The sequence below is a fragment of the Candidatus Firestonebacteria bacterium RIFOXYD2_FULL_39_29 genome (genome assembly GCA_001778375.1).
Lineage (GTDB): Bacteria > Oederibacteriota > D2-FULL-39-29 > D2-FULL-39-29 > D2-FULL-39-29 > D2-FULL-39-29.
Window position 1 is genome coordinate 26,595 of the sequence record MFGV01000007.1, and the last position, 24,402, is coordinate 50,996.

The 24,402-nt window shown below is 41.1% G+C and carries 21 protein-coding genes; 1 reads left to right on the forward strand and 20 read right to left on the reverse strand.

Going from position 1 to position 24,402, the window contains the following annotated elements; genetic code table 11:
- Nucleotides 1-116: 116 nt before the first annotated feature.
- Entirely contained in the window at nt 117-1,520 is a 1,404-nt protein-coding gene (locus A2536_09090; GenBank protein OGF48194.1) for a hypothetical protein, read from the forward strand.
- A gap of 42 nt (nt 1,521-1,562) precedes the next feature.
- On the opposite strand, the gene A2536_09095 is transcribed toward A2536_09090, so the two are convergent.
- The 20 genes from A2536_09095 to A2536_09190 all read right to left on the reverse strand — a co-directional run bounded on the left by A2536_09095 (nt 1,563) and on the right by A2536_09190 (nt 24,193).
- Nucleotides 1,563-2,078, reverse strand: coding sequence for a hypothetical protein (locus A2536_09095; GenBank protein ID OGF48195.1), 516 nt, complete (start codon nt 2,076-2,078; stop codon nt 1,563-1,565).
- Nucleotides 2,079-2,223: 145 nt separating this feature from the next.
- Nucleotides 2,224-3,582, reverse strand: a complete 1,359-nt coding sequence (locus A2536_09100; protein ID OGF48196.1) for a hypothetical protein — start codon at nt 3,580-3,582, stop codon at nt 2,224-2,226.
- An 88-nt stretch (nt 3,583-3,670) separates the two neighbouring features.
- The gene (locus tag A2536_09105; GenBank protein ID OGF48197.1) at nt 3,671-4,360 is read right to left on the reverse strand and encodes a hypothetical protein; all 690 of its coding nucleotides are present in this window, start codon (nt 4,358-4,360) and stop codon (nt 3,671-3,673) included.
- A 100-nt stretch (nt 4,361-4,460) separates the two neighbouring features.
- On the reverse strand, nt 4,461-5,726 hold the full coding sequence (locus A2536_09110) for a hypothetical protein (protein OGF48198.1): 1,266 nt from the start codon (nt 5,724-5,726) through the stop codon (nt 4,461-4,463).
- A complete protein-coding gene (locus A2536_09115; GenBank protein OGF48199.1) occupies nt 5,710-6,705 on the reverse strand; it encodes a hypothetical protein in 996 nt (331 codons plus the stop codon). The genes A2536_09110 and A2536_09115 overlap by 17 nt, the downstream gene beginning before the upstream one ends.
- Nucleotides 6,689-7,468: a hypothetical protein gene (locus tag A2536_09120; GenBank protein ID OGF48200.1), complete on the reverse strand. Its 780-nt coding sequence runs from the start codon at nt 7,466-7,468 to the stop codon at nt 6,689-6,691. The genes A2536_09115 and A2536_09120 overlap by 17 nt, the downstream gene beginning before the upstream one ends.
- A 116-nt stretch (nt 7,469-7,584) precedes the next feature.
- On the reverse strand, nt 7,585-8,778 hold the full coding sequence (locus tag A2536_09125; protein ID OGF48201.1) for a cell division protein FtsZ: 1,194 nt from the start codon (nt 8,776-8,778) through the stop codon (nt 7,585-7,587).
- A gap of 50 nt (nt 8,779-8,828) precedes the next feature.
- Nucleotides 8,829-9,038, reverse strand: coding sequence for a hypothetical protein (locus tag A2536_09130; GenBank protein ID OGF48202.1), 210 nt, complete (start codon nt 9,036-9,038; stop codon nt 8,829-8,831).
- On the reverse strand, nt 9,035-10,282 hold the full coding sequence (locus tag A2536_09135; protein OGF48203.1) for a cell division protein FtsA: 1,248 nt from the start codon (nt 10,280-10,282) through the stop codon (nt 9,035-9,037). Before A2536_09135 ends, A2536_09130 begins: the two co-directional genes overlap by 4 nt.
- A 24-nt stretch (nt 10,283-10,306) precedes the next feature.
- The gene (locus A2536_09140; protein OGF48204.1) at nt 10,307-11,200 is read right to left on the reverse strand and encodes a hypothetical protein; all 894 of its coding nucleotides are present in this window, start codon (nt 11,198-11,200) and stop codon (nt 10,307-10,309) included.
- The gene (locus A2536_09145) at nt 11,190-12,101 is read right to left on the reverse strand and encodes a hypothetical protein (protein ID OGF48214.1); all 912 of its coding nucleotides are present in this window, start codon (nt 12,099-12,101) and stop codon (nt 11,190-11,192) included. Before A2536_09145 ends, A2536_09140 begins: the two co-directional genes overlap by 11 nt.
- Before the next feature lie 29 nt (nt 12,102-12,130).
- Nucleotides 12,131-12,994 (reverse strand): UDP-N-acetylenolpyruvoylglucosamine reductase, encoded by an 864-nt coding sequence (locus tag A2536_09150; GenBank protein ID OGF48205.1) that lies wholly within the window; start codon nt 12,992-12,994, stop codon nt 12,131-12,133.
- Between the two features lie 462 nt (nt 12,995-13,456).
- Entirely contained in the window at nt 13,457-14,833 is a 1,377-nt protein-coding gene (locus tag A2536_09155) for a UDP-N-acetylmuramate--L-alanine ligase (GenBank protein OGF48206.1), read from the reverse strand.
- Nucleotides 14,830-15,903 carry an undecaprenyldiphospho-muramoylpentapeptide beta-N-acetylglucosaminyltransferase gene (locus A2536_09160; protein OGF48207.1) on the reverse strand — a complete coding sequence of 358 codons (1,074 nt, stop codon included), beginning with the start codon at nt 15,901-15,903 and terminating at the stop codon, nt 14,830-14,832. Before A2536_09160 ends, A2536_09155 begins: the two co-directional genes overlap by 4 nt.
- Nucleotides 15,904-16,071: 168 nt before the next feature.
- A complete protein-coding gene (locus A2536_09165) occupies nt 16,072-17,184 on the reverse strand; it encodes a cell division protein FtsW (protein ID OGF48208.1) in 1,113 nt (370 codons plus the stop codon).
- Nucleotides 17,184-18,566, reverse strand: a complete 1,383-nt coding sequence (locus A2536_09170) for a UDP-N-acetylmuramoylalanine--D-glutamate ligase (GenBank protein ID OGF48209.1) — start codon at nt 18,564-18,566, stop codon at nt 17,184-17,186. The genes A2536_09165 and A2536_09170 overlap by 1 nt, the downstream gene beginning before the upstream one ends.
- 8 nt (nt 18,567-18,574) lie before the next feature.
- Nucleotides 18,575-19,657, reverse strand: a complete 1,083-nt coding sequence (locus tag A2536_09175; GenBank protein ID OGF48210.1) for a phospho-N-acetylmuramoyl-pentapeptide-transferase — start codon at nt 19,655-19,657, stop codon at nt 18,575-18,577.
- The gene (locus A2536_09180; protein OGF48211.1) at nt 19,658-21,040 is read right to left on the reverse strand and encodes a hypothetical protein; all 1,383 of its coding nucleotides are present in this window, start codon (nt 21,038-21,040) and stop codon (nt 19,658-19,660) included.
- Nucleotides 21,025-22,518 carry a UDP-N-acetylmuramoyl-L-alanyl-D-glutamate--2,6-diaminopimelate ligase gene (locus A2536_09185; GenBank protein ID OGF48212.1) on the reverse strand — a complete coding sequence of 498 codons (1,494 nt, stop codon included), beginning with the start codon at nt 22,516-22,518 and terminating at the stop codon, nt 21,025-21,027. The genes A2536_09180 and A2536_09185 overlap by 16 nt, the downstream gene beginning before the upstream one ends.
- Nucleotides 22,496-24,193: a hypothetical protein gene (locus A2536_09190; protein OGF48213.1), complete on the reverse strand. Its 1,698-nt coding sequence runs from the start codon at nt 24,191-24,193 to the stop codon at nt 22,496-22,498. Before A2536_09190 ends, A2536_09185 begins: the two co-directional genes overlap by 23 nt.
- Nucleotides 24,194-24,402 lie beyond the last annotated feature (209 nt).

A 24,402-nucleotide genomic window follows, 5' to 3' on the forward strand; every position in this document is an offset into this window, starting at 1 on the left:
AATCTCCTATTTTTCAATGCATACTTACCACATCATTACTGATCTGGAGTTTTTAAAGCTCTCAAAATTTATTGAATTTGCCAAAAGATTTGTGATACCATCAAACAGAGGTTCAAATGATAAAAGCAGGGTTTTCCAAGTTAAATATTACAGGGGCGTTTACATATAAGATATGCGGTTATAAGATAAACGACCCGCTTTTCGTCCGTTGTTTTGCCCTTGTTGAAAATGACAAGCCTATACATATCACATTCTCCCTTGATTTTGTGGAGCTTCCCGAACCATTTGCCACAACCTTCAGAAAAGTAATCGCAAAAGCTTTACGGATCGATCCACGTAAAATAGTAATAAACGTAACTCACACGCACAGCATGCCCAAAATGCCTAATTTAAAAGATGACTATTTCGTAAAAACCCTTATAACCGCCGGAAAAAAGGCAATAAACAGAGCATCCCAAGCTGAAATTTCTTTTATAAAAACTGAAGCAGGAAAAGGATTTAATATCAACAGGCGCTGGGATTCAAAAAGGGATTTTGGGACCGTAACTGTGATTGATAATTCCGGCTGCGTCGTCAAAAATGGTGATATTCACGTTAAAGGCTATGTTGAAAAAGAATTGAGTTCTCTGGGTTTTCCGGAGATAAAAGTATCCGCTTCAGCAAAGCTTGACGGACCTGTAGATCCAGACCTCACCCTCCTGCTTTTTAAGAGTTCAAAAGGTAGTATTTTAGGAGGCATTGTTAGATATGCCTCACACCCGACTTTTGTAGCACACTTTAACGGTAATATCATAAGCGCCGATTATCCCGGTTTCCTTCTCAAAACCCTGGAAAAACATTTTGGAGGGGATTTTTTATTCTTAAACGGCTGTTCCGGTGACTTAAGACCGTATTCGAAATATTATTCCGTAAAAGGCGCCAAAGCCTTTGGAAGACGGCTTGCGGCAAAACTGATCAGCGCTTCAAAAGATTTGAATTATTCACCTCTTAATAAAGCTAATTACTCGACAAAAAGTATCACTCTGCCGGTGAGGACTGATCTTGAAAAAGATATAAAGAAGCTGACTGCCAACTTCTGGTTGCTACGGGAAAGAAATACTCCCGGTAATCTCTCAAAACTTCCGGTAAAAAAAGCGAGAGAAAAAGATGAGTTACGCTGGGCAAATGATATGATGGTTTATTTGAATTTCACAATATTCAAGGGAAATAATAAATATATAACAAGAAAATACTGGCCTTATAGTCTCGGCTTGCTTTCTATCGGTCCGGTAAATTATCTTTTCTTTCAGGAAGAAGTTTTTTCAGAAATGTCTAGATACCTAAAAACACGGTTTCCCGAAGTAGAATTAAACACCGTCTCCCTTTCAAACGGCGGCACATCTTATCTCCTTCCAAATAATGAGATAAAAAAAGGCGGCTATGAATACACCTGGTCTATATTCGGCAGGGGCGCATTTGAAACCGTAAAAAATACCGCCTCAAAATTCATTTCAAAGTGCTCGTCATATAAAGCATCGTAAGACTTCAAAGCTTTTACTTTAAAACATTGCAAAATGTTTGATTTACCAAATATCTTTATGCACAATTTCACTAAGTTCTTTCCTCGGTCTCAAGACCGGGTCTTCTGCGGGGAAACCAACAGGGGTCATGGCTATAATATTGATATTTTGAGGAACACCCAGAACCTTCCGGGCAATTTCAGGATTAAAGGCTCCCACCCAGCAGGTGCCGAGTCCTTCGTTAGCTGCGGCAAGAAGGAGATGTTCAAAGGCAATAGCCAGATCAACATGGCTATAATCAGCTTTATCAAAAGAACGTTTCCACGATACAGAAGTGTCTACACATCCTACAATAATCACCGGCGCCGTATAGAACCACTCCCGCCCGTAAGCTTCTTTCAATTTTTCTTTTACTTTACTATCCTTAATGACAATAAAATGCCACGGTTGAAGATTGCAAGCCGAAGGCGCTATGCGGGCAGCATCGAGGAGCTTGGCGACGAGCTCTTCGGAGACAGGCTTTGTGAGATCATATTTTCGGATGCTCTTTCGCTTTTTTATTAGGTCAGTGAAATCCATAATTCTCCTTAATTGCAATTACTAAGATCTAAATTCTAAGCAGTCAACTACCACGGGCTTACGAGGCTGTGGGTTTTCTAAGGATTTACACTAAACAATTACTAACTTCATAATTACTAAATCTTAAACAAAACTCATTGGACTTTTAGAAATCCGGATAGGGGATTTCTTCGTTTTTGCCTATTTTTATCTTTTTGTCTTCTATTTTAACATTCTTAACAAAGCCATAGTCTTTTACCAAGTTTGTTTTAATATTAACTATTGCTAAACTATCATCGTGGTTGTACACAATAAACAGATATGGATATTTCAATTCAAGTCGATCCGCCCATTCATATGAATTTTCCCTATGAAACACTACGTAATGTTCATTTTTTTCTTCATCGTAGGCCATAACCCCACTTTTAAAATATGAGGTATACTTGACATTATTATATTTTACTTCCGAGCATATGCTGTTCCCTGTCTCTTTGCCCTTGTATTTTCTTATTGTACCATCTTTTTTCTTTCCACCGTCTTTATGCCAGAAATAATAAGCATAGTACGGATTATTCTCGGATTTGCCTATTTCTTCTTGAGAGACATATCCCTGCTCTTTTGCCATTTTTACCAAGTATTCTCTTTCTTTTCTATCTTCATCATTTTCAAATTTATCTATTTTATCCCGAGTGTTCCATATTTGAAACGAATCGCCAACAGATCTATCCATAGAAAAACTTACAAAAGCATTTTTTTTGGTATTTATAACATATAAAGCATAGTACGCCGCCCCGGTTCCCCCATCAATACAGTAAAAATATATGCTCTCATAATCATCTTTTTCAAGTTTTACTGTCTTTATATTTCTAACAACCATATAACTTCCAATTTCATGCTTTACTTTTTTCCCATTCGCATCTTTTATTGTTACGCTGAGTTCCCTTTCTTCTTTGGAAAACAAGGCTGTGCCTATTTTGTCTCCTTCGCACTTGAAAACTATTTTTTTTGGAAGATCCTCTATTTCGTCTTCCCGATCTACTTTAATTATTTCTTCAGTCTTCATTTCGGGTTCTTTGTAGAATTTTGATATTCCGGTAATTTTGTTGCCTGTATAATTACCTTCTTCTATCAAATTACCTCTCTTTGAAAAAGCACTATATTCTCCGCTTCTTTTATTACTGGAATAGTGCACAAGAGCTTTTAACTCTCCCGATTCATAATATTCCTTAACATATCCATCCGGAATATAGCCGGAAATCTTATAAATACCAGCATCTCTGGTTTCAATTGCTAATTCTTTTTTAATCGTAATATTTACATCTCCATTATCAATTTCATAATATTTAATAGTTTTTGCATTACCAGATTCGTCTATATCTTCAGCTATCCGTATTATTTGTTTTCCTTTGATTTCATATTTATTAAAATCTATTTCATCAATATTTAATGGAAACAGCTTTTCTTTTGCAAGCCCGAATTCGACTGTTGTCAGAATAACACCGAGCACAATTAATATTATTTTCACAGTTTTCTCCATTATTTAATGTTCAAAATCAAATGGTCTTATATCTATACTTAGCTCAACTTCGTACCTTGTACTTTGTACTTCGTACTTATCTTTTAATGATTCCTGACACCATCCGACCCGTTCCCTTACCGTCTCTTCTATACGAGAAATACTTTTTCTTCTCGCAACATGTGCAGCGAGCTGTATCTTCTATATTATTAGCAGGAATTCCCAGTTTTTTCAATTGTAGTTTCACTATATCTGACAAGGAAAAATATAGTTTTCCGCCGCGCTTGCAAAAACCCTTATTTCTATATTTCTCTTTGAAATTAAGGGCAAACTCAGGGCTTACCTCATAACAGCACTCTTTTATCCTCGGACCTAGAACTATACGAAGGTCTTTTACTTTGGAGCCCTTCTTTTTTAGCTTCCCTACGGCTCTAGATACTATGTTTTTTATTGTGCTTTTCCAACCACAGTGGGTTATACCGATGAATCCGGTTTTCACATCATATAAAAATACCGGCAGGCAGTCTGCAGTAAAAACCAGGAGGAGGCAATTCTTTTTCGTAGTAATAAATCCGTCCGCTTCGCGCCCATTTACAAACTTGCCACTTTTCACGTCAAACACTTTTGCCCCATGCACCTGCTTCGCAAAAGCAACAATCTCCGGTTTTATTTTCAACCTCTTTAACAGAGCAGGTAATTTCTTATTCAGCTCTTCCAATTTATAACTAACAGGCCTAACCGAAGTAAACGCCGTAGTATTTTTATTTTTCAAAACAAAAGAAATCATGCCACTCCTATTCTTCCTTTTCCTTCTTTTCCTTCTTCTACTTCTTTTTCTTCCCTTCCTGTACTTGCTGTACTTGCTTTCCTTGCTTCTCCTGCTGTTCTCACTGTTCCGTATATCCTTCCTTCTTGTATTCCTCGGTCACCGGCTCCCGGGAAGTCATGATCTCATCTTTATCCTGCTCGTTTGTTGCGTTAATAAAATCTTCCACACCCTGACAAATAGCCTTAGCCACTTTGTTTCTAAAATCATCACCTCTAAGTTTATTTTCTTCATTCTTATTGGTAATGAATGCCACTTCCAGAAGTACAGCCGGCATATTGGCATGCGCAATAACATAAAAAGGGGCGCGAAGGATCATGTTTTTATTCCGGCTTTCCACATCTACATTATTTACAATATTATCCAGTATGTTCCCGGCCAGAAGAATACTCAAATAATCATTAGATTTTGAACCCAGTTCTGAAAGGATGGATTTAATACCTCCGGTTTTCAAATATTCCATGTTTTCCCGTATTGCAAGCTTGCTTGATTTTTTATCGGACGGATCCGCATCATATATATAGATTTCTGTACCCTCTGCCTCCCTGTCGGTATTTGCATTAATATGAATAGAAACAAATATATCTCCTTTGTTTTTATTAGCTATTGCCGTTCTTTCCTGCAAGCTTATATATACATCTTTATCACGGGTAAGAATAACTTCTTTTTTTAGCTTTTCTCTTATTAATTCAGCTGTTTTAAAAGCAATATCCAGAGTAACCGCCTTCTCCTGCAGTCCGTCTTTTCCGACTGCACCCGGATCTTTTCCCCCGTGACCGGCATCTACTATTATCCTCTGTACTTTAAATTTTTCACCCTGTAAAAAAGGAATAGTCTTTATACTTCCGTTATTCATTTTAACTTCCGGTCTGCTTTTTTTTCCTTTTTTTGGTTTTATCTCTCCCTCGTATTTAACCTGAAGCACTTTGGATTTTTTATCGAGTTTTACTGAACCTTTCATCAGTCCGGCAAAGACATAATTCAGGCCATCTGCAGATAGAAAATACCTCTTATCTGAAAAAACAGAATATTCTTTTAGCTTTGGTTCTACGCCGACAGTAAGACGCATGGAATTAACACCTCTGTTCATAAGCACTCTTTTTTTTGACGGCACATAGGAGAAGGAAATATTATAAGCCTGACAGATCCCTTTCAGGTGGTAATAAGTATCAAAACCGCGGGTGAGAGTATATACTTTTATTTTACGGATTGTTCCATTATCTGATACCTTTACTTCTGAAAGCATAACTTTGTCCTTGAGGCTCTCTGCGCCCATACAAAACAAGGACATAATTAACAAAATAATTACTTTAATCTGCGTATTCACGCATGTCATCTTTATAATTATTTGATAAGAGTTCGGAAAATTGTTTTAAATTTATATTTCCAAAAACACCTCTGCGTTTTAAGGCAAAGGGGTTGGATTCCATAGTATTTTTATCCCACTGCACTGTTACCGCCGCTTTATAACCGCTCTCTTTAAGCAGACGCATAACGGTACTGTTATAGCCTCCGTAAGGATAAGCAAAATAGTAAACGTTCTTTTTAAGCTTTTCTTCTATTATATTTTTAGATTCGACAAGTTCCCGCTTTATTCTTTTTTCGTACTCTTCCCCGGTTTCTCCGCCCTTCATTTTGTTTAAGTGAGGATGGGACATTGAATGGGACTCTATTTCCATTAAGCCCTCTTCATGTATTATTTTTATTGTTTCCCAGCTCATCGCGGTCCTGTCAAGTTTTACGGAGTTAATATGAAGGAACAAAGTAGCCGGAAGCTTATACTTTTTGAGTACAGGATAAGCGTATTTATATATAGATTCATCGGCGCCGTCAAAAGTTATTACTATTACATCCCTATCGTAGGACTGTTTTTTCTCGAGACGTAAACCAAAATCCGACATTTTTACGCATTTATAATTTTCGGAAAGGTACTTCATTTGCTCTTCAAAATTTTCCAGTGAAACTATTAACAACAAATCCGAGGGTTTGGAAAACCTGTTGATTTTTGGATCCTTGCTCGAACGGACGCTTTCAGGGAAGATTTCATGATAATTAAGTATTTTTATCCATTTAGCTCCTTTATTTTTTTCGGGACCGGGGAAAGTATATTTATCCTGATAATTTTCTATAGGAATATCCTGCTTTGGAGCTTCTATTTGCGCATTATGGCCTTCGGGGGTTACTTCAATATCCGTAAAACTTTCCCTTGATTTGTTTTTTCCCGCGGGAGATTCTATTTTTAAAACAAATATGGCAAATATTCCGACCAGTACGGCAAGAATAGCCAGTTTAACGGTAGTCTTCATGCAGTGTCTCCGAAGATTTATCAAGATTTGTATTTTTGAATATATCTACGAACTCGTTAAATTTATATTTTCCCGGAATAAGCCTGCGTTTAAGATTAACAAGCAACGCACTTGAAACAAAGTTTCTATCCCAGGCCATTCCCGTAGCAGCAATATAACCTGCTTTTAACACTTCCGCCTCAACAACTTCCAGATGTTGCCCGTAAGGATAAGCCAGGTACTTTACTTCTTTTTTTATTTTTTCTTCTATTGTTTTTTTTGATTCAACAAGTTCCATTCTTAATCTTTCAAGATATTTCTCTTTGCTCTCACCTTTTAGTTTTTCAGTCAGTAAGGTATGAGATTTAGTATGAGAGCCAAAGATTACTCCATTATTTGACATTTCTTTTACCTGCTCCCAGGTCATACCGCCCTTTCCCGGATAATCAGAATATAGAAATACCGTAGCAGGCAAATTCAGTCTTTTAAGTATCGGATACGCATTTTTATAAATGGTCTGGTCTCCGTCATCAAGCGTTATAACCACCGAGTTGGCTTCGAGGGATTTTTTCTCTTTAATGCAAGAAACCAGATAATCCAGCGAGATTACCTCGTAATTATCCTTAATAAATTGCATCTGTTCTTCAAAGGCAGTAATAGTAACATCAGGATAAAGGGTTCTTTTTTCAACAATTCTATGATACCCCAGGATCATACCCCAGGGCTCGTCAGCCCTTACGCATGACGTAAGGATGAGTATTCCTATGAGAAAACTTTTAAGCAAAGGGCTCCTTTCTGCTAACACAAAATGACTAAGTACTTTTCTTTTTTCTTCCCTTTCCTTAAACGGATTAAAGAAAGAGAAGAAAGGGCCGTACTTTTCAGCACGGCCCCCGCTTTCTATTCCGTTCTTTTTCTTAGAAAAGTCGGAACATCAAAATCTTCATTTTCCATATAGCCCTTTACCTTGGCTTCGAGGTTAGACATTCCTATCTCACCCTTTATATCGTCAAGGGAAAGTTTTTTCTGCGGAGCTGCTGCAACCAAAACAGCTTGTTGTTCTGCCGCAGGCTCAGGCTCCTTTTCTTCCACCGCTACTTCATTTTTTACTTCCGCTTTCTGAATTGCTTCATTAGCTTTCGGAGTAAAACCGGTGGCAATAACAGTTATCCTGATTTCATTCTTCATATTCTCATCAATGACCGCGCCGAATATGATATTTGCTTCTTTATGGGCTTTTTCATAAATAACAGAAGTGGCTTCGTTTACTTCAAACAAACTTAAATCCGGACCGCCGGTGATATTAATAAGAACGCCCCTCGCCCCTTCTATATTTACATTTTCAAGAAGCGGACTGGTCACTGCCATCTCCGCCGCTTTCGTAGCTTTATTCTCTCCGCTTGCTATACCGGTACCCATTAAGGCGCCGCCCATCTCTGCCATGATCGTCCTTACATCGGCAAAGTCAACATTTACAAGCCCGGGGATAGTGATAACGTCGGAGATGCCCTGAATAGCCTGGCGAAGAACATCATCAGCCATGTTAAACGCTTCCACCATCGGAGTCGTCCTTTCAACTATAGAAAGAAGTTTCTCGTTCGGAATTATCAGGAGCGTGTCTACTTTTTCGGATATTTCTTTTATACCCGCGTCTGAATGGATCTTTCTTCTGTACCCTTCAAAACGGAACGGCTTGGTTACAACTCCTACCGTAAGTGATCCGTTCTCTTTGGCTATTTCTGCAACGACAGGAGCTCCGCCGGTCCCTGTTCCGCCGCCCATACCGCAGGTAATAAAGACCATGTCCGCACCCGCAAGAGCTTCTCTGATCTTTTCCCTGTCTTCTTCAGCCGCTTTACGGCCTACTTCAGGGTTAGCTCCCGCACCCAGACCTTTGGTAAGCTTGGTGCCGACCTGGATCTTCACAGAAGCAGCATTTCTCTTCAACTGCTGAGCATCGGTGTTGAGAGCTATAAACTCAACCCCTGAAATGTTTGCGGCAATCATCCTGTTTAAGGCATTGTTTCCCGCACCGCCGATTCCGACCACCTTTATGTTGGCCGCAAAACTTGGATCGTTTGCAAATTCTATCATTGTATTTCCTCCGTTTTTTTCCCGACGTTTAGTCGGGGCTTTTAGTAATATTATTTCGTTTTTAATTGGAAGATGATTTCGCTGATTGCAAAACTACCGGATTCCACTGATACAATATTTGATTCCGATTTTCTGCAACTTTTTATCACTTCCTTTTCCTCCTTCATTTCTTCTTTTGCTTCTCCTTCTTCTTTTTCTGCTCTTACTGCTCTTACTGTTCTTGCTTTCTTTGCTGTCCTTGCTTTCCCTGCTTCTTTCAAAAGAGTTCCTTAAACCATTTCTTCACGTTATTTAGAACCCCCTCCAGCGGGCCTTTATTCACAGACCTCAGTCCGCTTTTTCCTCCGGATTTGGCTTTTGCGCCGTAAAGCGCAAGTCCTACCGCCGTAGCATACATGGGAGAATTGGCAATCTCCACCAGACCATTGATGCCCTGCGGATATCCGACCCTTACCGGGAGTTTCAACACCTTTTCAACAACCTCCTCTATACCTAAAATTAAAGAAGCGCCTCCGGTAACAACCACTCCTGAAGGCACCTTGCCATCCATACCATTCATTTTCAACTCCTGAGAAACAAACTCAAAAATCTCTTCCATCCGGGGTTGAATAATTTCTGCAACAATCCTTTTCGGCACAATACGATCCGGCCTGTCACCAATAAGTTTCACCCGTATCTCTTCCGTCTCGTTTATTGTTCCGGCAAAAGCGCTGCCAAAAGACTTCTTAATCTCCTCCGCTGTTTCAATAGGAGCACGAAGTCCGATTGCAACATCATTGGTAACCTGCATTCCGCCGACGGCAACTACTGAAGTATGCTTTACTCCGCCCTCAGAGAAAACAATTATATCCGTCGTCCCGCCGCCGATATCAACCATAACAACTCCGAGTTCTTTTTCATCCTGCGTAAGCACCGCTTCACTCGAAGCATAAGGCTGAAGTACGATATCCTCCACAAAATAACCGGCCTTCTCTATAGACCTGATAATATCCTGAGTCCTGGCTACCGAGGCCGTAACCACATGGACCTTTGCTCTTAATCTTTGTCCGTACATACCTACAGGAGCCCTTATCTCATCCTGATCGTCCAGTATAAATTCCTGAGGGATAATGTGAATTACTTCCCGGTCCGGCGGTACCGACTGGGTCTTGACCGCTTCAATTACTCTTTCAACATCACCGTTTGTAACTTCTTTGTTTTTTCCCGCAACGGCCACAACCGCTTCTGTATTAAGGCCTTTTACATGACTTCCGGCTATACCCGCATATACGGAACCAACCTCAACTCCCGCCATTCTGGAAGCTTCATCTACAGCTTTCCGTACCGCTTCCACGGTAGTTTCAATATTAACGACAATACCTTTTTTTAAACCTCTTGATATGGAATGCCCGATACCGATAAGATTAAGCCCTCCAGAATCTGTAACTTCTCCGATAACACAGCAGACCTTGGTCGTGCCTATGTCCAGCCCGACCACTATCTTTTCATTTTCGTCTTTGGCCATTTTCTCACCGCCCTTTTAGGTTTATCAGTTTGCTTTATTATTTTTAAAAGAAACGACCGCCTCGTCACGGAACCGGAGATCAACGTAAGCGATATCTTTTTTTCTTTCATTTATACTTTTAAGAAGGCAGCTGAGCTTATCAATTTTTTCATCCCAGTTCCCTTCTCCGAGCTTATACACTTGTTTTGTATTTTGCACCACAAGCGAAAGCTCTTCCGGACAGGGCACATCTACCGCCATTACATCATTCAAATACGGCACCCCTTTTGTTTCCAGTTTTTCAACCATCGCCAGAGCCTGTTTTAAGGACTTTGAAGTGGTTTTCTTTCCAACCTCGCTTAAACTAATATTTATTCCCGTAAAGACATAAAGTCGCTTGCCGTGAAAAAAAGACTTAATAGCCGGGAAGGTTATCCCTTCCGCATCCGCCTGATAAAGTTTATTTTCCCCGAGATAAGCAACCGGGTCTCTTTCGGTAACTTCTATTTCCACCGTACCGGGAAACACCCGATTAACGGCAGCCCCTTTAAACTGCGGGTTTCCTTTTAATCTTGACTGTACATCCTTTAATTTTACTCCGAACATATTCCTTCTTGTCTCCACTTTTGCTATCGCCAGTATCTCGTTTTTGCTTACATATTTATTCCCCTTTACTTTTACTTCTTTTACTTCAAACTCCGGGGAGTTATTTAATCTGTCCACTCCGGTAAAAACGGCATAACCCAAACCAGCAGCTGCTCCGGCTATAAGCAGGATCTTTCCCGCTTTTAAGAACTTTGCAAACGAAAGCGTAATCTTTGCCTTTGGCCTTACCGCTGCCGCTTCAGTTTTCAATACTATTCTCGTAACTTTATAGGTTTTAGTGCCTTTTATATCAGGCTTATTCCTATATTTAGAAAACAGTATTTTATTGTCCATTCCTGACCGCGCCCGCCAACATTGAAAGTATCATTTCTTCAAAACTTATACCCATATATCCTGCAGCCTCAGGAAGTAGAGATGTTCCCGTCAAGCCCGGCAATGAATTTGCTTCAAGAATATAGGGTTTTCCTGTCTTTTCTTCTATAATAAAATCAATTCTTGAATAATCTTTAAGAAGAAGCGCCTCATGTACTTTAAGCGCCAGTTCCTCAATTTTCCCGTAAAGCTTCTTTTCAAGTTTAGCCGGCATTATATGTTTTGACATGCCTTTTGTGTATTTTGCCTTATAATCATAAAATTCTGTTTTTGGAATTATCTCAATAACCGGAAGCGCCCTGCCAAAGAACACCGGAACAGTCACCTCTCTGCCTTTTACATACTTTTCTACAAGAACTTTCGGACAATACTTCAGCGCAAGTTTAACTGCTTTATTAAAATCTTTATTATTTCTGACAATTGTAATACCTACGGTTGAGCCGCCGTCTGCGGGCTTAACAACCACCGGAAGTTTCATTTTCAATTTTCCGCCGGTATATTCCAGATATCCGGGCGTCGGCAGTTTTCTCTCTATTAATATTTTCTTTGTAATTATTTTATCCATGGTAATCGCGCTTGCGAGCATTCCGGACCCGGCATACTTGATCCCTAAAATATCCAAGGCTCCCTGAATACGTCCATCTTCACCGAAAGCCCCGTGCAGTCCGAGGAAAGCAATATCCGGCGAAGCTTTTCTTATCAGTGAAAATATATTTTTCCTGTTTTTTTCATTAAAATCTATGCGACTATATTTAAGTCCGATGTTACGGAGCGCATTTTCCACGGCATCACTGCTTCTTAGCGCAATTTCCCTTTCAGAAGAGATACCTCCGGCAATAAGAACAATTTTTTTATTTTTCAGTAATTTATGATATTCTACAAACAAGTTATTCACTTATCCTCTCCTAATATTTTTATTTCTTCAGCCAGCTTTACTCCGGTTTTCTTAAGCACTGTCTTTTTTACAAGCTCTATAAGTTTTATAAAATCCTTTGAGGATTTCCCTCGATTAATAAAGAAATTTCCGTGCTTTTCCGATACTTCAACTTTTCCGGATTTCTTGCCTTTTAATCCGCATTCATCTATCAAACGACCGGCAAAGAAACCTTCCGGATTTTTGAATACCGAACCCGCGGTACCCCAGCAAGCCGGCTGGCTTTTTTTTCTTTTATTTAAAAGCTCAAATATCTTTGCTTTTACGGCTTTTTTAGAGCTTTTCTTTAACTTAAAAGTTGTTTCGACCACGATCAGATTGCCGTTTTTTGCAAACTTTGCCCCTCTATATATAAAACCTGCCATTTTACTGTTTAACTTTTTAATTTTCGCATTTTTGTCTATTACAGTAATGGATTTAACCACATCTTTTATTTCCCCGGCATTTGCCCCGGCATTCATAACCACAGCGCCTCCGACAGTTCCGGGTATGCCTGCCGCAAATTCGAGCCCGGAGAGTCCTTTTGCCGCAGCTATTATCACTGCACCGGAGAGTACAGCTCCCCCGCCGCAAATGACCTCTTTGCCTTTCACCTTTATCTCTGAAAAATTTTCTTTTAACCGGATTACCAATCCTTTAATTCCTCCGTCTTTTACTAAAACATTACTTCCCCCTCCCAGCAGAGTAAGCGGCAGTTTTTCCTTTTTCACAAATAAAAGCACTTTTTTAAGTCCCGCCATATCGGCAACATCAATCATACAGTCCGCCGGCCCGCCAAGACCCAGTGTGGTATATTTACTTAAGTTTTCGTTGATCTTCATACACTCTTTGACACTCCTTGCTAATACTGCTATCGAGTTGAATGACTAAGTACTAATGACTATTGACTATTTACTGTTGGCGGGAAAAAAACCCGCCTAATATTTAACTTTCTTTTCTATAATATCGCGGTGCTCTATTGCCGCGTTCATTAAATAGTCATTAGTCACCAGTCATTAGTACTTTTTTAGCTTTTCATCAGTCTTTTCGTAAAATCTTCCCCGGTCTTCCTAATATCTCCGGCCCCAAGTATTATAATTAAGTTTTCATTGACCTTCATGCTATCCTCAGTAATTTAAGTACTAATTACCATTCATGTTAATAACTAAGTACTAATGACTATTGACTATTCATTGTTGGCGGAAAAAACTCCGCCTCATATCTATATCTCTTCATTGTAATATCGCGGCAGCTTTCCGCCGCTTACCTAAAATAGTCATTAGTCACTAGTCATTAGTACTTTTTTAGCTTTTAATAAGTCTTTTCGCAAAATCTTCCCCGGTCTTCCTGATATCTCCGGCCCCAAGTATTATAATGAGGTCTCCCTTCCTGCAGATATCCAAAAGATACCCAGGTATATCTTCTTTATTTTTTATAAAGACCACTTTTTTGCCGTTATTTTTTATACTGTTAGCCACCAGCTCCGCCGTTACATTAGGTATCGGTTTTTCACCGGCCGCGTAAATATCCGTAAGCACCACCATATTGGCTTCTTTAAACGCCCTGCCGAATTTTTCAAAGAGTATCCTTGTCCTGCTGTACCTGTGCGGCTGAAAAACCGCTATGAGTCTTTTGGGCTTAAGCATCCGGGCCGCTTTTAAGGTCGCCATAATCTCCGTCGGGTGGTGCCCGTAATCATCCACCACCAGCACGCCGTGCTTTTCTCCGAGTTTTTCGAACCTGCGCATTACGCCGGTAAACTTCGCCAGGCCTTTCTTTACCGCCTGCGGTTTTATTCCTGTCTCGACGGCGGCACCGATAACGGCAAGTGCATTAAGAACATTATGCACGCCGGGCACATTAACAACGAACTTCCCGAGGTTTTTTCCGCGGTAAAGCACTTCAAATTCACTGCCAAACTTTTTTACTTTAAGCTTTTTAAGTGTAATATCCGCTTTACTCTTAATAGCGTAGGTTATATATTTCTTTTCCACACTCGGTAAAATACTTCTTACATTATCATCATCCGCGCAAAGCACCGCGACACCGTAGAACGGCACCTTATTTATAAAGCTTATGAAGAGATGCTTTAAATTCTCCATGCTGTGATGAAAATCAAGATGATCATCGTCTATATTGGTAACAACTATAACAACAGGACTAAGATGCATAAAAGAACCGTCGGATTCATCGGCTTCAGCAACCAGATATTCACCTTTTCCCAGTTTTGCATTACTGTTAATTACATTAAGTTTGCCGCCTATAACTATTGTCGGATCCAGACCTGCTTCATTCCAGACCACCGCTGCCATAGAAGTAGTTGTGGTTTTCCCGTGAGTACCTGCAATAGCAATGCCTGTTTTAAGGCGCATTAATTCCGCAAGTATCTCCGCCCTGGGAATTACGGGAATATTTCTTTTCTTTGCTTCTACTACCTCCGGATTATCCGCCAGCACCGCACTCGAGATAACCACGACATCCGGCGCTGCGTCGGCAACATTTTTTCCGGCGTGTCCGATATTTACGGAAGCACCCTTCGTTTTAAGATTCTCGACTATTTCGGAGTTCTTAACATCCGAGCCTGAAACACCGTATCCCAGATTAATTAGAACCTCAGCGATACCACTCATGCCAATACCGCCTATTCCCACAAAATGCGCTTTGTAAGTTTTTTTATTCATATCGCCTTTTTCAGCTCCTCTAACATTATTTTCGCGCTGTCTTTTGTAATTATTTTTTTTATATTTTCCTTTATTGACGCCATGCCTTCATTTTTAAAAAGAAGCCTTTCTATCTCATCCGCCAGCTTTTCGGCAGTCAGGTCTTTTTCTTCAAACATCAAAGCCGCTCCTTTTTCCGCCATCGACCGTGCATTATGCACCTGATGGTTGTTCGCCGCCGCGGGAAACGGGATAAATATCGAAGGAATAGAACATTTTATAACCTCGGATATAGTCGAGGCACCCGCTCTTGCAATTAGAAGATCTGTCACAGCATAGATCTCCTGTATGTTTCCAAAGAACGCCGATAATTTCGGTTTTAACCCGCCGATCTCGGAGAGCTTATCTTTATAAAGAGAAAAATCTTTTTCCCCTGTCATCCATAGAACTTCCACTTTTCCGCCTTTTAGCTTTTTCAAAGCTTCAAAAACAACCGCGTTCATGCTTCTGGCACCCTGGCTGCCTCCGATTATAGAAAGCACGGATCTTTCAGCCTCAATATTCAGGGACTGACTTGCCTTTTCTTTCGTTAAAGAACCTATCTCTTCCCTTACGGGATTACCGGTGTAAACACCTTTACCTTTAAAAGCTTTCTCTGTACCGGGAAAGCTCGCAAATACTTTCCTTGCAAATCTCATAAGAACTTTATTCGTAAGCCCGGGTATCGCATTTTGCTCATGCAGAGTAACCGGAATGCCCGTAAACCATCCGGCTATAACGACCGGTGCGCAAACATACCCGCCAAAACCTATTATTACCGCCGGCTTCTCTTTTCTTATTGCCGCCGTTGCTGCAAATATCCCTTTTGTAAAATTGAACATATTTGAAACGTTCTTTAAAGTGATCCTTCTTAATATCTTCCCCACCGGTATAGGAAGAAATTGAAAACCTTCCGCTACTGCAATTTTTTCTTCCATCCCTCCGCGCCCGCCGATAAATATCACCTGATGATTTTTTTTAGCTTCTCTTCCAAACGCAACAGCAGGATAGATGTGCCCTCCGGTCCCGCCTGTTGCAATCAGTATTTTCACTTAGTGTTTTTCCTCGTTCTTAAATTTACTCTTTTTCCCGGGCACAGGTTCTAGGTACTTTGTTTTACTTTCCGCCAGGGGCGGATTAAGTGCAGTATCATTTAAATCAACAACTCATTAATCTAAACCCAGCCCCTAGAACCTAGCACCCAACACCATTTCTTATACTTATCTTCTTACCTGTTTTGCCAAATTCAGCAAAATCCCCACCGCCATCATATTTATAAGTAAGGACGAACCGCCGTAGCTGATAAAAGGTAAAGTCAAACCCTTGGTCGGAACCAGTCCCGTTACAACCGACATATTAATGAAAGCTTGAAGGCCTATCCAGGAAGTTATCCCGACCGCCAGTACTTTACCGAAAACATCTTCCAGCCTTATGGCAATATCAATGCCCTTCCAAATAATGAAACCAAAGATCAAAAGAACCGCTGTAGATCCTATAAGTCCGACCTCTTCACCTACTATCGCAAAGATAAAATCCGTATGCGCCTCCGGAAGATAGAAAAGCTTCTGGGTGCCGCCTCCGAGACCTTTACCAAAGATGCCGCCGGAACCAAAAGCGATAAACGACTGCACTATTTGAAACCCGATCCCCTGCGGGTCTGCCCAGGGATCTAAAAAAGCTTTGATCCTTTTACTCCTGTAAGAGGCCCTCATTATGATCATATATCCGACAGGAAGCATCGGAAGAGAAACCGCTAAAACATGAGCAAGTCTTACTCCTCCGACAAAGAGCATTAAACCCAGAACAAACAACAGCATTAATATTGAACCCATATCGGGCTGAAGCAGAAGAACTCCTGAGATACAGACGAAAACGACTAAAAACGGCACAAAACCGTTAGCAAAACTTTTAATTACTTCCTGTTTTCTCTCAATTGCCGTTGCTACATAAAGGATAAACGCCAGTTTCAGGAATTCGCTCGGTTCAAAGGTAAATCCGAAAAGCGATATCCATCTTCTGGCTCCTCCCACTTTTCTGCCGAGGTGCGGGACAAAAACCAGAAATACCGAGATTACGGCCGCGATAAAGAGCGGTTTTGCCAGCTCACGAAGTTTTTCATATTTAATATTCTTAAAAAAAATAAGACCTAAACTTCCCACACCTATCCAAAAGAGCTGTTTCATAAGATAATAATGCAGCGCCTGTCCTTTATCGTTGGCATAAATCCCGGAAGAAGAAAGCACCATTACGGTTCCAAAAGCCAAAAGGAGAATGAGAGCAGAAAGAATAACTCCGCCGTCAAACCGCTTTCTTGAGGGTGCTAAGTCGTACACTATAAACCTCCGGTCTTTTCAAACTGCAGCTTCCTGACTTCTTCCTTGAAAATCCGCCCGCGCTCTTCGTAATTTTTGAACATATCAAAACTCGCACAACCGGGCGACATAAGAACGACATCTCCGGCAACTGTCGACGCAAATGCTTTCCTTACTGCATCTGCCATATCTGCCGCATCTTCTGTAGGAACGACATCAAGAAGAGCTCTTTTAATTTCTTCCTTCGCTTCGCCGATAACTACAAGTTTTTTTACTTTTTTAGCAACCACAGCCCTCAGTTCCGAAAAATCACTTCTCTTATTTCTGCCGCCGGCAATAAGTATTATCGGCGCGTCATAACTGAGCAGGGATTTTTCCACCGCCAGCATATTCGTCCCCTGGGAGTTGTTAATAAACGTTACTCCGGAAACTTCCCCGGCTAACTCCTGCCGGTGTTCTACGCCTTTAAAATTCCTGAATACTTCTGCTATTACACCGTTTTCCACTCCAAGAAGACCGGCCGCCAGAGCCGCGACCATTGCATTTTCAACATTATGAGAACCCTTGATAAGGAGTTCTTTCCGGTTAACAATCATTTTCTCAACGCCATTTAAGTGAAGAATAATATTCCCATTATTAAGGAAAACACCCTCTTTATTGTCTCTGCCGTTTATATCAAAGAAATACTGTTTTGCTTTTGCCTGTTGTTCATAGAGGGGCGTAAACTTATCATTTGCATTTAAAATAAGCGCTTCCCCTTCCGTCTGATTCTTAAAAATCCTTCCTTTGGCTTCCACATATTGCTGGAGACTTTTATACCTGTCCATATGATCGCTTCCGATATTTAAAATAGCCGCAATTTTCGGTTTAAACGTCTTTATAGTTTCCAGTTGAAAACTGCTCACTTCTGCTACATAAATCGTACCGGTATCATCCACGCCCTCTCTTACAAATCCGGTCAAGGGTTCTCCTATATTTCCGCCGACTACAGTTTCCCTGCCGGCCTTTTTAAGTATCTCGCCTATTAAAGTCGAGGTAGTCGTTTTTCCCTTGGTGCCGGTCACAGCAACTACAGAGCCCTTAAAGAATGAAGAAGCCAGCTCAAGCTCTCCGATTATTTCAATACCTTTTTCTTTCGCCTTCACAAAGAGCGGTTTTTCCGTGTCGACCCCCGGAGAGACAACAATAAGATCCGTCTCCAGGAGAGCCTTGTCCGAATGTCTGCCAAACTCCATCTCTATACCGGAAAGAGCCTGCAAAGCTTCTTTTTGTTCCGGAAGTTCACTTTCATTTTTTATATCCGTAACAGTCACCAATGCTCCGCTTTCTTTCAGCAGTTTTGCCGAAGCAACTCCGCTTCTTGCCATACCGACAACAGTAACTTTCTTTCCTCTTAAATTCAACATTTCTCCTAACGCAGCTTAAGCAAAGACAAGCTTGCAAGTGCAATTATTATTGCTATTATCCAGAACCTGATAACGATCTTTGATTCAGGCATACCTTTTAATTCAAAATGATGATGGAGGGGCGCCATCTTAAAAACCCTTTTATTAAAAACTCTGAAAGAAAAGACCTGTATCATCACCGAAAGCGCTTCCACTACAAAAATTCCGCCGATTAATACAAGCAGGAGTTCCTGTTTTACAAGCACAGCCATGAGCCCGAGCACAGCCCCCAGAGGCAGAGAACCCGTGTCTCCCATAAAAACCTGAGCAGGATAACTGTTGTACCAGAGAAAACCCAGACAGGAGCCGACAATAGCCGCGCAAAAAATTACAAGTTCAGAAGCAGCCGGAACATGTATCAGATTTAAATATTTTGAAAAGTCCACGCGCCCTACCACATAAGCAACTACCGTAAAAGCCAAAGTGGTAAACAAAAGTGAACCTGTGGCAAGCCCGTCAAGACCGTCGGTTAAGTTTATTGCATTGGAAAAGCCGACTATAACTATAGAGATAAAGAGAAAATAAAATATTCCCAGGTCCACGGGAAATTTAATTAAAGGAACTTTAATATGCCTCGCAAATTCGGCGCTTACCGGAGAGGTGTAAAGAAATGCCACAATTACCGCGGCTCCAAGGAGTTGTCCCAGTATTTTCACTCTTGCTGAAATACCCTTTGAGTTCATCTTCACAAGCTTCATGTAATCGTCAATCCCGCCAAGAAGCGCAAAATAAACGAATGTAAACAAGGAAAGCTGGATTAATCCGTTATCGAGTTTAGCCCAGAGCAGCACGGAAACCAATACGGAGATTATAATTATTATACCGCCCATAGTCGGCGTTCCTGTCTTAATATGATGGGTTTTAGGTCCATCCTCACGGATCGGCTGAGAGACCTTCATCTGTTTCAGTTTTTTTATAACAAAGTTACCTATTAAAAATGTAATCAGTATAGCAGTCAAAGCCGCATAGATTGCCCTGAAAGTGGAGTACTTAAATACATTAAAAGCACTCCAATATTTGGTCAGCGGATAGAGAAGATAATATAGCATTTATTTTAACCTCACCATTTCTACGATTTTTTCCATACCTGCTCTTCTTGAGCCCTTTATTAAGACTGCGTCTCCTTCTTCCAGAAATTTCTTTAAAAATAATCCGGCGGAGATATTATCGGGAAAAAGATAAACTTTTCCCTCTTTCATTCCCGCTTTAACGGCACCGGCCTTATACCATGCGCCGGTCAGGCCTGTCACCACCAGAGCGTCAATATTGTTCTTTGCCGCTACCGCTCCTATCTCCCCGTGAAGCTTTTCTGCAAACTCACCAAGCTCAGCCATTTCGCCCAGCACCAGCACTCTCTTTTTTGCCGAAAAACCCAAAAGGGCATAAATACCTCTTTTTACGGAATCCGGATTGGCATTATAAGCATCATCCAGAATTTTAATTCCGTTAACAACTTCCGCGGAAAGCCTGTGCGCGGAAACGGCTATAAACTCCTCCAGCCCTTTGGCAATATTTTTAATATCCGCCGCAAAAGCCGTGGAAAGAGCCGCAGCGCAAAGAGCATTACTTACATTATGAATCCCGAGAAGATTCAGCTTCACCTTTTCCTTTTTTCCCCCGATACTCAGAGTAAAAGCCGTACCGCCTTCTTTAAGTTCGGTAACATTTTCGGCGGAAATATCCGCCGGCCGTAGTACGCTAAAAGTCAGCATCTTTCCTTTGATCGAACTCATTTTTCCGGTTAATAAGGCATCATCCAGGTTAATCACCGCCAGACCACCCTCTTTTATATTTTCCAAAAGCGTCCATTTTTCTTTCAGTATATTTTCACGGGACTTAAAAAAACCTATATGCGCCGTCCCGATATTAGTTATTGCCGCCGCATCCGGTTTGGCCACCCCAACCAGCTTTACAAGTTCCCCGGGATGATTCGTTCCATATTCCAAAATGAGAGCTTTGTAAGAAGCATCCACCCCTAATATCGTCAAGGGCAGACCAATTTCATTATTAAAACTCCCTTTTGGTTTATGTGTTTTTTCAGATAAAGAAATAATATTCCATAAAATGTCTTTTGTAGTCGTCTTGCCGTTACTGCCAGTTATTCCCGCGATTTTCACGTTAGCAAGCTTTGCAATATAACCTGCCGCTATCTGTTTTAACGCCTGAGTTGTATTTTCGACAGATATTACAACCTTAAGAGTATTCAATCCTTCCGTCTCTTTACTGACGACAGCTCCCAACGCAGAAAGTTTTTCCAGATTCTTTACAAAACAATGCCCGTCATAATTATCGCCTTTAATTGCAAGAAATAAAGCCCCCGCTTTTATAGTTCTCGAATCAATAGAAAGAGAAGAAACTTCGTCCAGAGGAGATCCTCTTAAAAGCTTCCCGTTAGTCCAGGCAACTATTTCCTTAACTAATATTTTTTCCATAGACCCTTTTCTGAAAGTATACTTTCAGCTGTTTCCTTGTCGGAAAAGTGAATCTTTTCTTTTCCTATAATTTGATAATCTTCGTGACCCTTTCCTGCGATCACAACAACATCATCTTTCTTCGCTAGAAGAAGCGCCGTTCTTATAGCTTCTTTCCTGTCCGGTATTTCTTTATAATCCCCACCGTTCATCCCTGTTTTAATTTCTTTAATAATAGAAAGCGCATCTTCGGTTCTCGGATTGTCCGAGGTAATAACCGTAATATCAGAATTCGCCATCGCAATTTTTCCCATGATAGGCCTCTTCGACCTGTCCCTGTCTCCACCGCAGCCAAAAACCGTTATAATTCTCGACGGTTTCAAATCCTTTGCCGAAAGAAGAAGTTTTTCCAGAGAATCCGGAGAATGCGCGTAATCTATAAGCACTGAAACTCCCTCTGTGGTGTTGTAAACCTCAAACCTGCCCGGAACACCTTTCAAGTTTTCCAGTCCGGCCTGTATATTATCCGGATGGATATTCATGGCAAATCCGGCAGCGGCAGCGGCAAGGGCATTACTTATATTATGCCTGCCCCGCATCTGAAGCTTTACCGGTAAAACCTTACCCGCGTAAACTATGTCAAAAGAAAGCTCCAAAGCGCTCGAAACAATATTCTTTGCCGTGACATCAACATGCGCTCCGGCGTTAAGCCCGTACGTTACAGCTTTTACTTTTGTCGCCTTCATAAAATCAGCGGCTTTAGGATCATCCAGGTTAACTACAGCCACCTTGGGAAAGCTTTTCACACTGTTAACACCAAGGCCTTTAAAAAGCATAAGTTTTGCCTCGAGATAATCCTCAAAGGTTTTATGAAAGTCCAGGTGATCCTGGGTGAAATTTGTAAAGACCGCGGTGTCAAACTCAAGACCATGAACTCTCTTTAATTTCAAAGAATGAGAAGAGACCTCCATAATGCAGGTTTCCACTTTTTTTACCACCATCTTAAGGAATAACTCTTCCAGATCCAAAGATTCCGGAGTGGTATTTTTTGACTGTATAACCTCTCCGTTAAACTCATAATTAATGGTACCAAGGAGTCCTACTTTTTCACCGTTCTTCTCAAAGATCGACCGGAGCATATACGATGTAGTGGTCTTGCCTTTCGTGCCGGTCACTCCGACAAGTTTAAGCTTCCTTGACGGATGGTCATAAAAAACAGCAGCAATTTCCGCCAGAGCCTCTCTTGCATCTTTTACATAGATAAGGGTCACGTCCGGCGGAACATTCTCCACATCCTTTTCCACAATAAGAGCAGCCGCGCCTTTTTTTACAACTTCCGAAGCAAAAGCATGTCCGTCAACCTTAAAGCCCGGAATACAGACAAAAACACCGTTTGCTTCTACTTTTCTAGAATCATAATAAATCCCGTCTATGTTTTTTTCTACATTACCTTTAATCTTTTCTAATTTAAGATTCTTAATTACTTTTAACAATATCATCAGTTTCCTTTTTTTCCAAACACCTGAGAGCTCTTTTTGCTATCTTTCCAAAGGCCGGTGCCGCCACGCTTCCGCCGTAATAAATCCCCCTGCTGGTGCTTGGTTCATCCACCACTACTAAAATAGCAAGCTTCGGATTATCCGCCGGAGCAAAACCGGCAAACGACGCAACATACTTACTGCTTGAATATTTTCTTATGGCCGGGTCAAACTTCTGTGCGGTACCGGTCTTTCCGGCTAAAGAAAGCCCGGGAATTGCCGCTTCCTTACCCGTGCCATTTTCCACTACCGCTTTTAAAACCCGGGTCATCCGTTCTGCCACCTGCTCGGAGATTACCTGTCGTATTTCTTTCGGAGCAAACTCCTTAATTATTTTTCCTTCTTTGCTCTTTATCGCTTTCACAAGCATCGGCTGCATCATTTTTCCCTTATTCGCGATAGTCGCATAAAGCGAGGCAATCTGGAGCGGAGTTACGGAGATTTCCTGACCTATAGAAACGGTGTAAATGGAAAGTCCTGACCACTTCTCAGGAGACCTGACCATTCCTTTGACTTCCCCTGAAATCGTAAGACCTGTCTTATCTCCAAACCCGAAATTCCTTATGTATTTGTAAAGCCTGTCTTTCCCCACCATAACTCCTACTTTCGATATACCGATATTGCTGGAGTTGGCAAAAGCATCTCTAAAATTCAATATCTTGTATTTTTCATGGTCGTTCAATTTATGCCCGTAAACAATCATCTGTCCGTTCTCACAGTTAATGAGGTCTCCCTCGCTTATTACCTTCTCCGAAAAAGCCGCCGCCATAGTCACAGCCTTAAAGGTGGATCCCGGCTCGTATGCTGTCGAAACCGCCCTGTTTCTCAGATAAGACTGCGGGTATTCATTAAATTTATTCGGGTCATAATTAGGCCTGTTAGCCAGCGCCAGTATTTCTCCGGTCGCAGGATTCATCACAATTGCCGTTGCTTCTTTAGCATGGTACTTTTCAAAAACAATATTCAATTCTTCTTCAACAATAGACTGAACGCCTTCGTTAATAGTAAGGATCATGTTGTTCCCGTTCTGGGGAGCTTCGTAATCCACTTCACCTGAGACCACTTCCCTGCCTTTAGCGTCTTTTACAGAGATAAGCTTTCCGTTCTTACCGGAGAGATATTTATTGTATGAAAGTTCCAAGCCTTCACATCCCGCTGCATCGGCATTCACAAAACCGAGAGCATGCGCCCCGAGGGTGCCTTTAGGATAAAATCTTTTTGTCTCAAGGACCGTATTGATACCGGGAAGCTTCATAGCCTTAATACGCTTCCCTTTTTCATATTCCGTTTTCCGCATTATCCAGACAAAGTTTCTGCCTGAATTAAATTTTTTCAAGATTTCCGCCCTGCTCATGCCGAGAATACCTGCTAATTTTACGGCAGTCTCCTCCTTGTTCTTCACCTGGTAAGTGATGGCGTAAACCGACGGCACTTCCACGCTGACCGCGAGCTCGCGGCCGTTACTGTCATATATAAATCCCCGCTCCGCTATTATCTCCTGTACGTCCGCGGACTGCCGGTCGGAAAGATTTTCCATCTGGCCGCCCGTATAGATCTGAAGATACAGGAACCTGAAAAAGAGAGCTGCGCCAAAGAGAATAAAAAAAGCAGCAATAATCTGGATCCTTATCCGCATGCTCTTGTCGGTCAAGTTATGCTCCCTTAAAATTCAATTACTAAGATTTAAATTCTAAGCACTAAACAAACCCATAAACCAATCACTAAGACTTAAATCCTAAGCACTAAACAAACCCATAAACCAATCACTAAGATTTAAATCCTAAGCACTAAACAATTACTAATACTTAATCACAAAATCTTAAACAAAATCATTGTGCTTATATC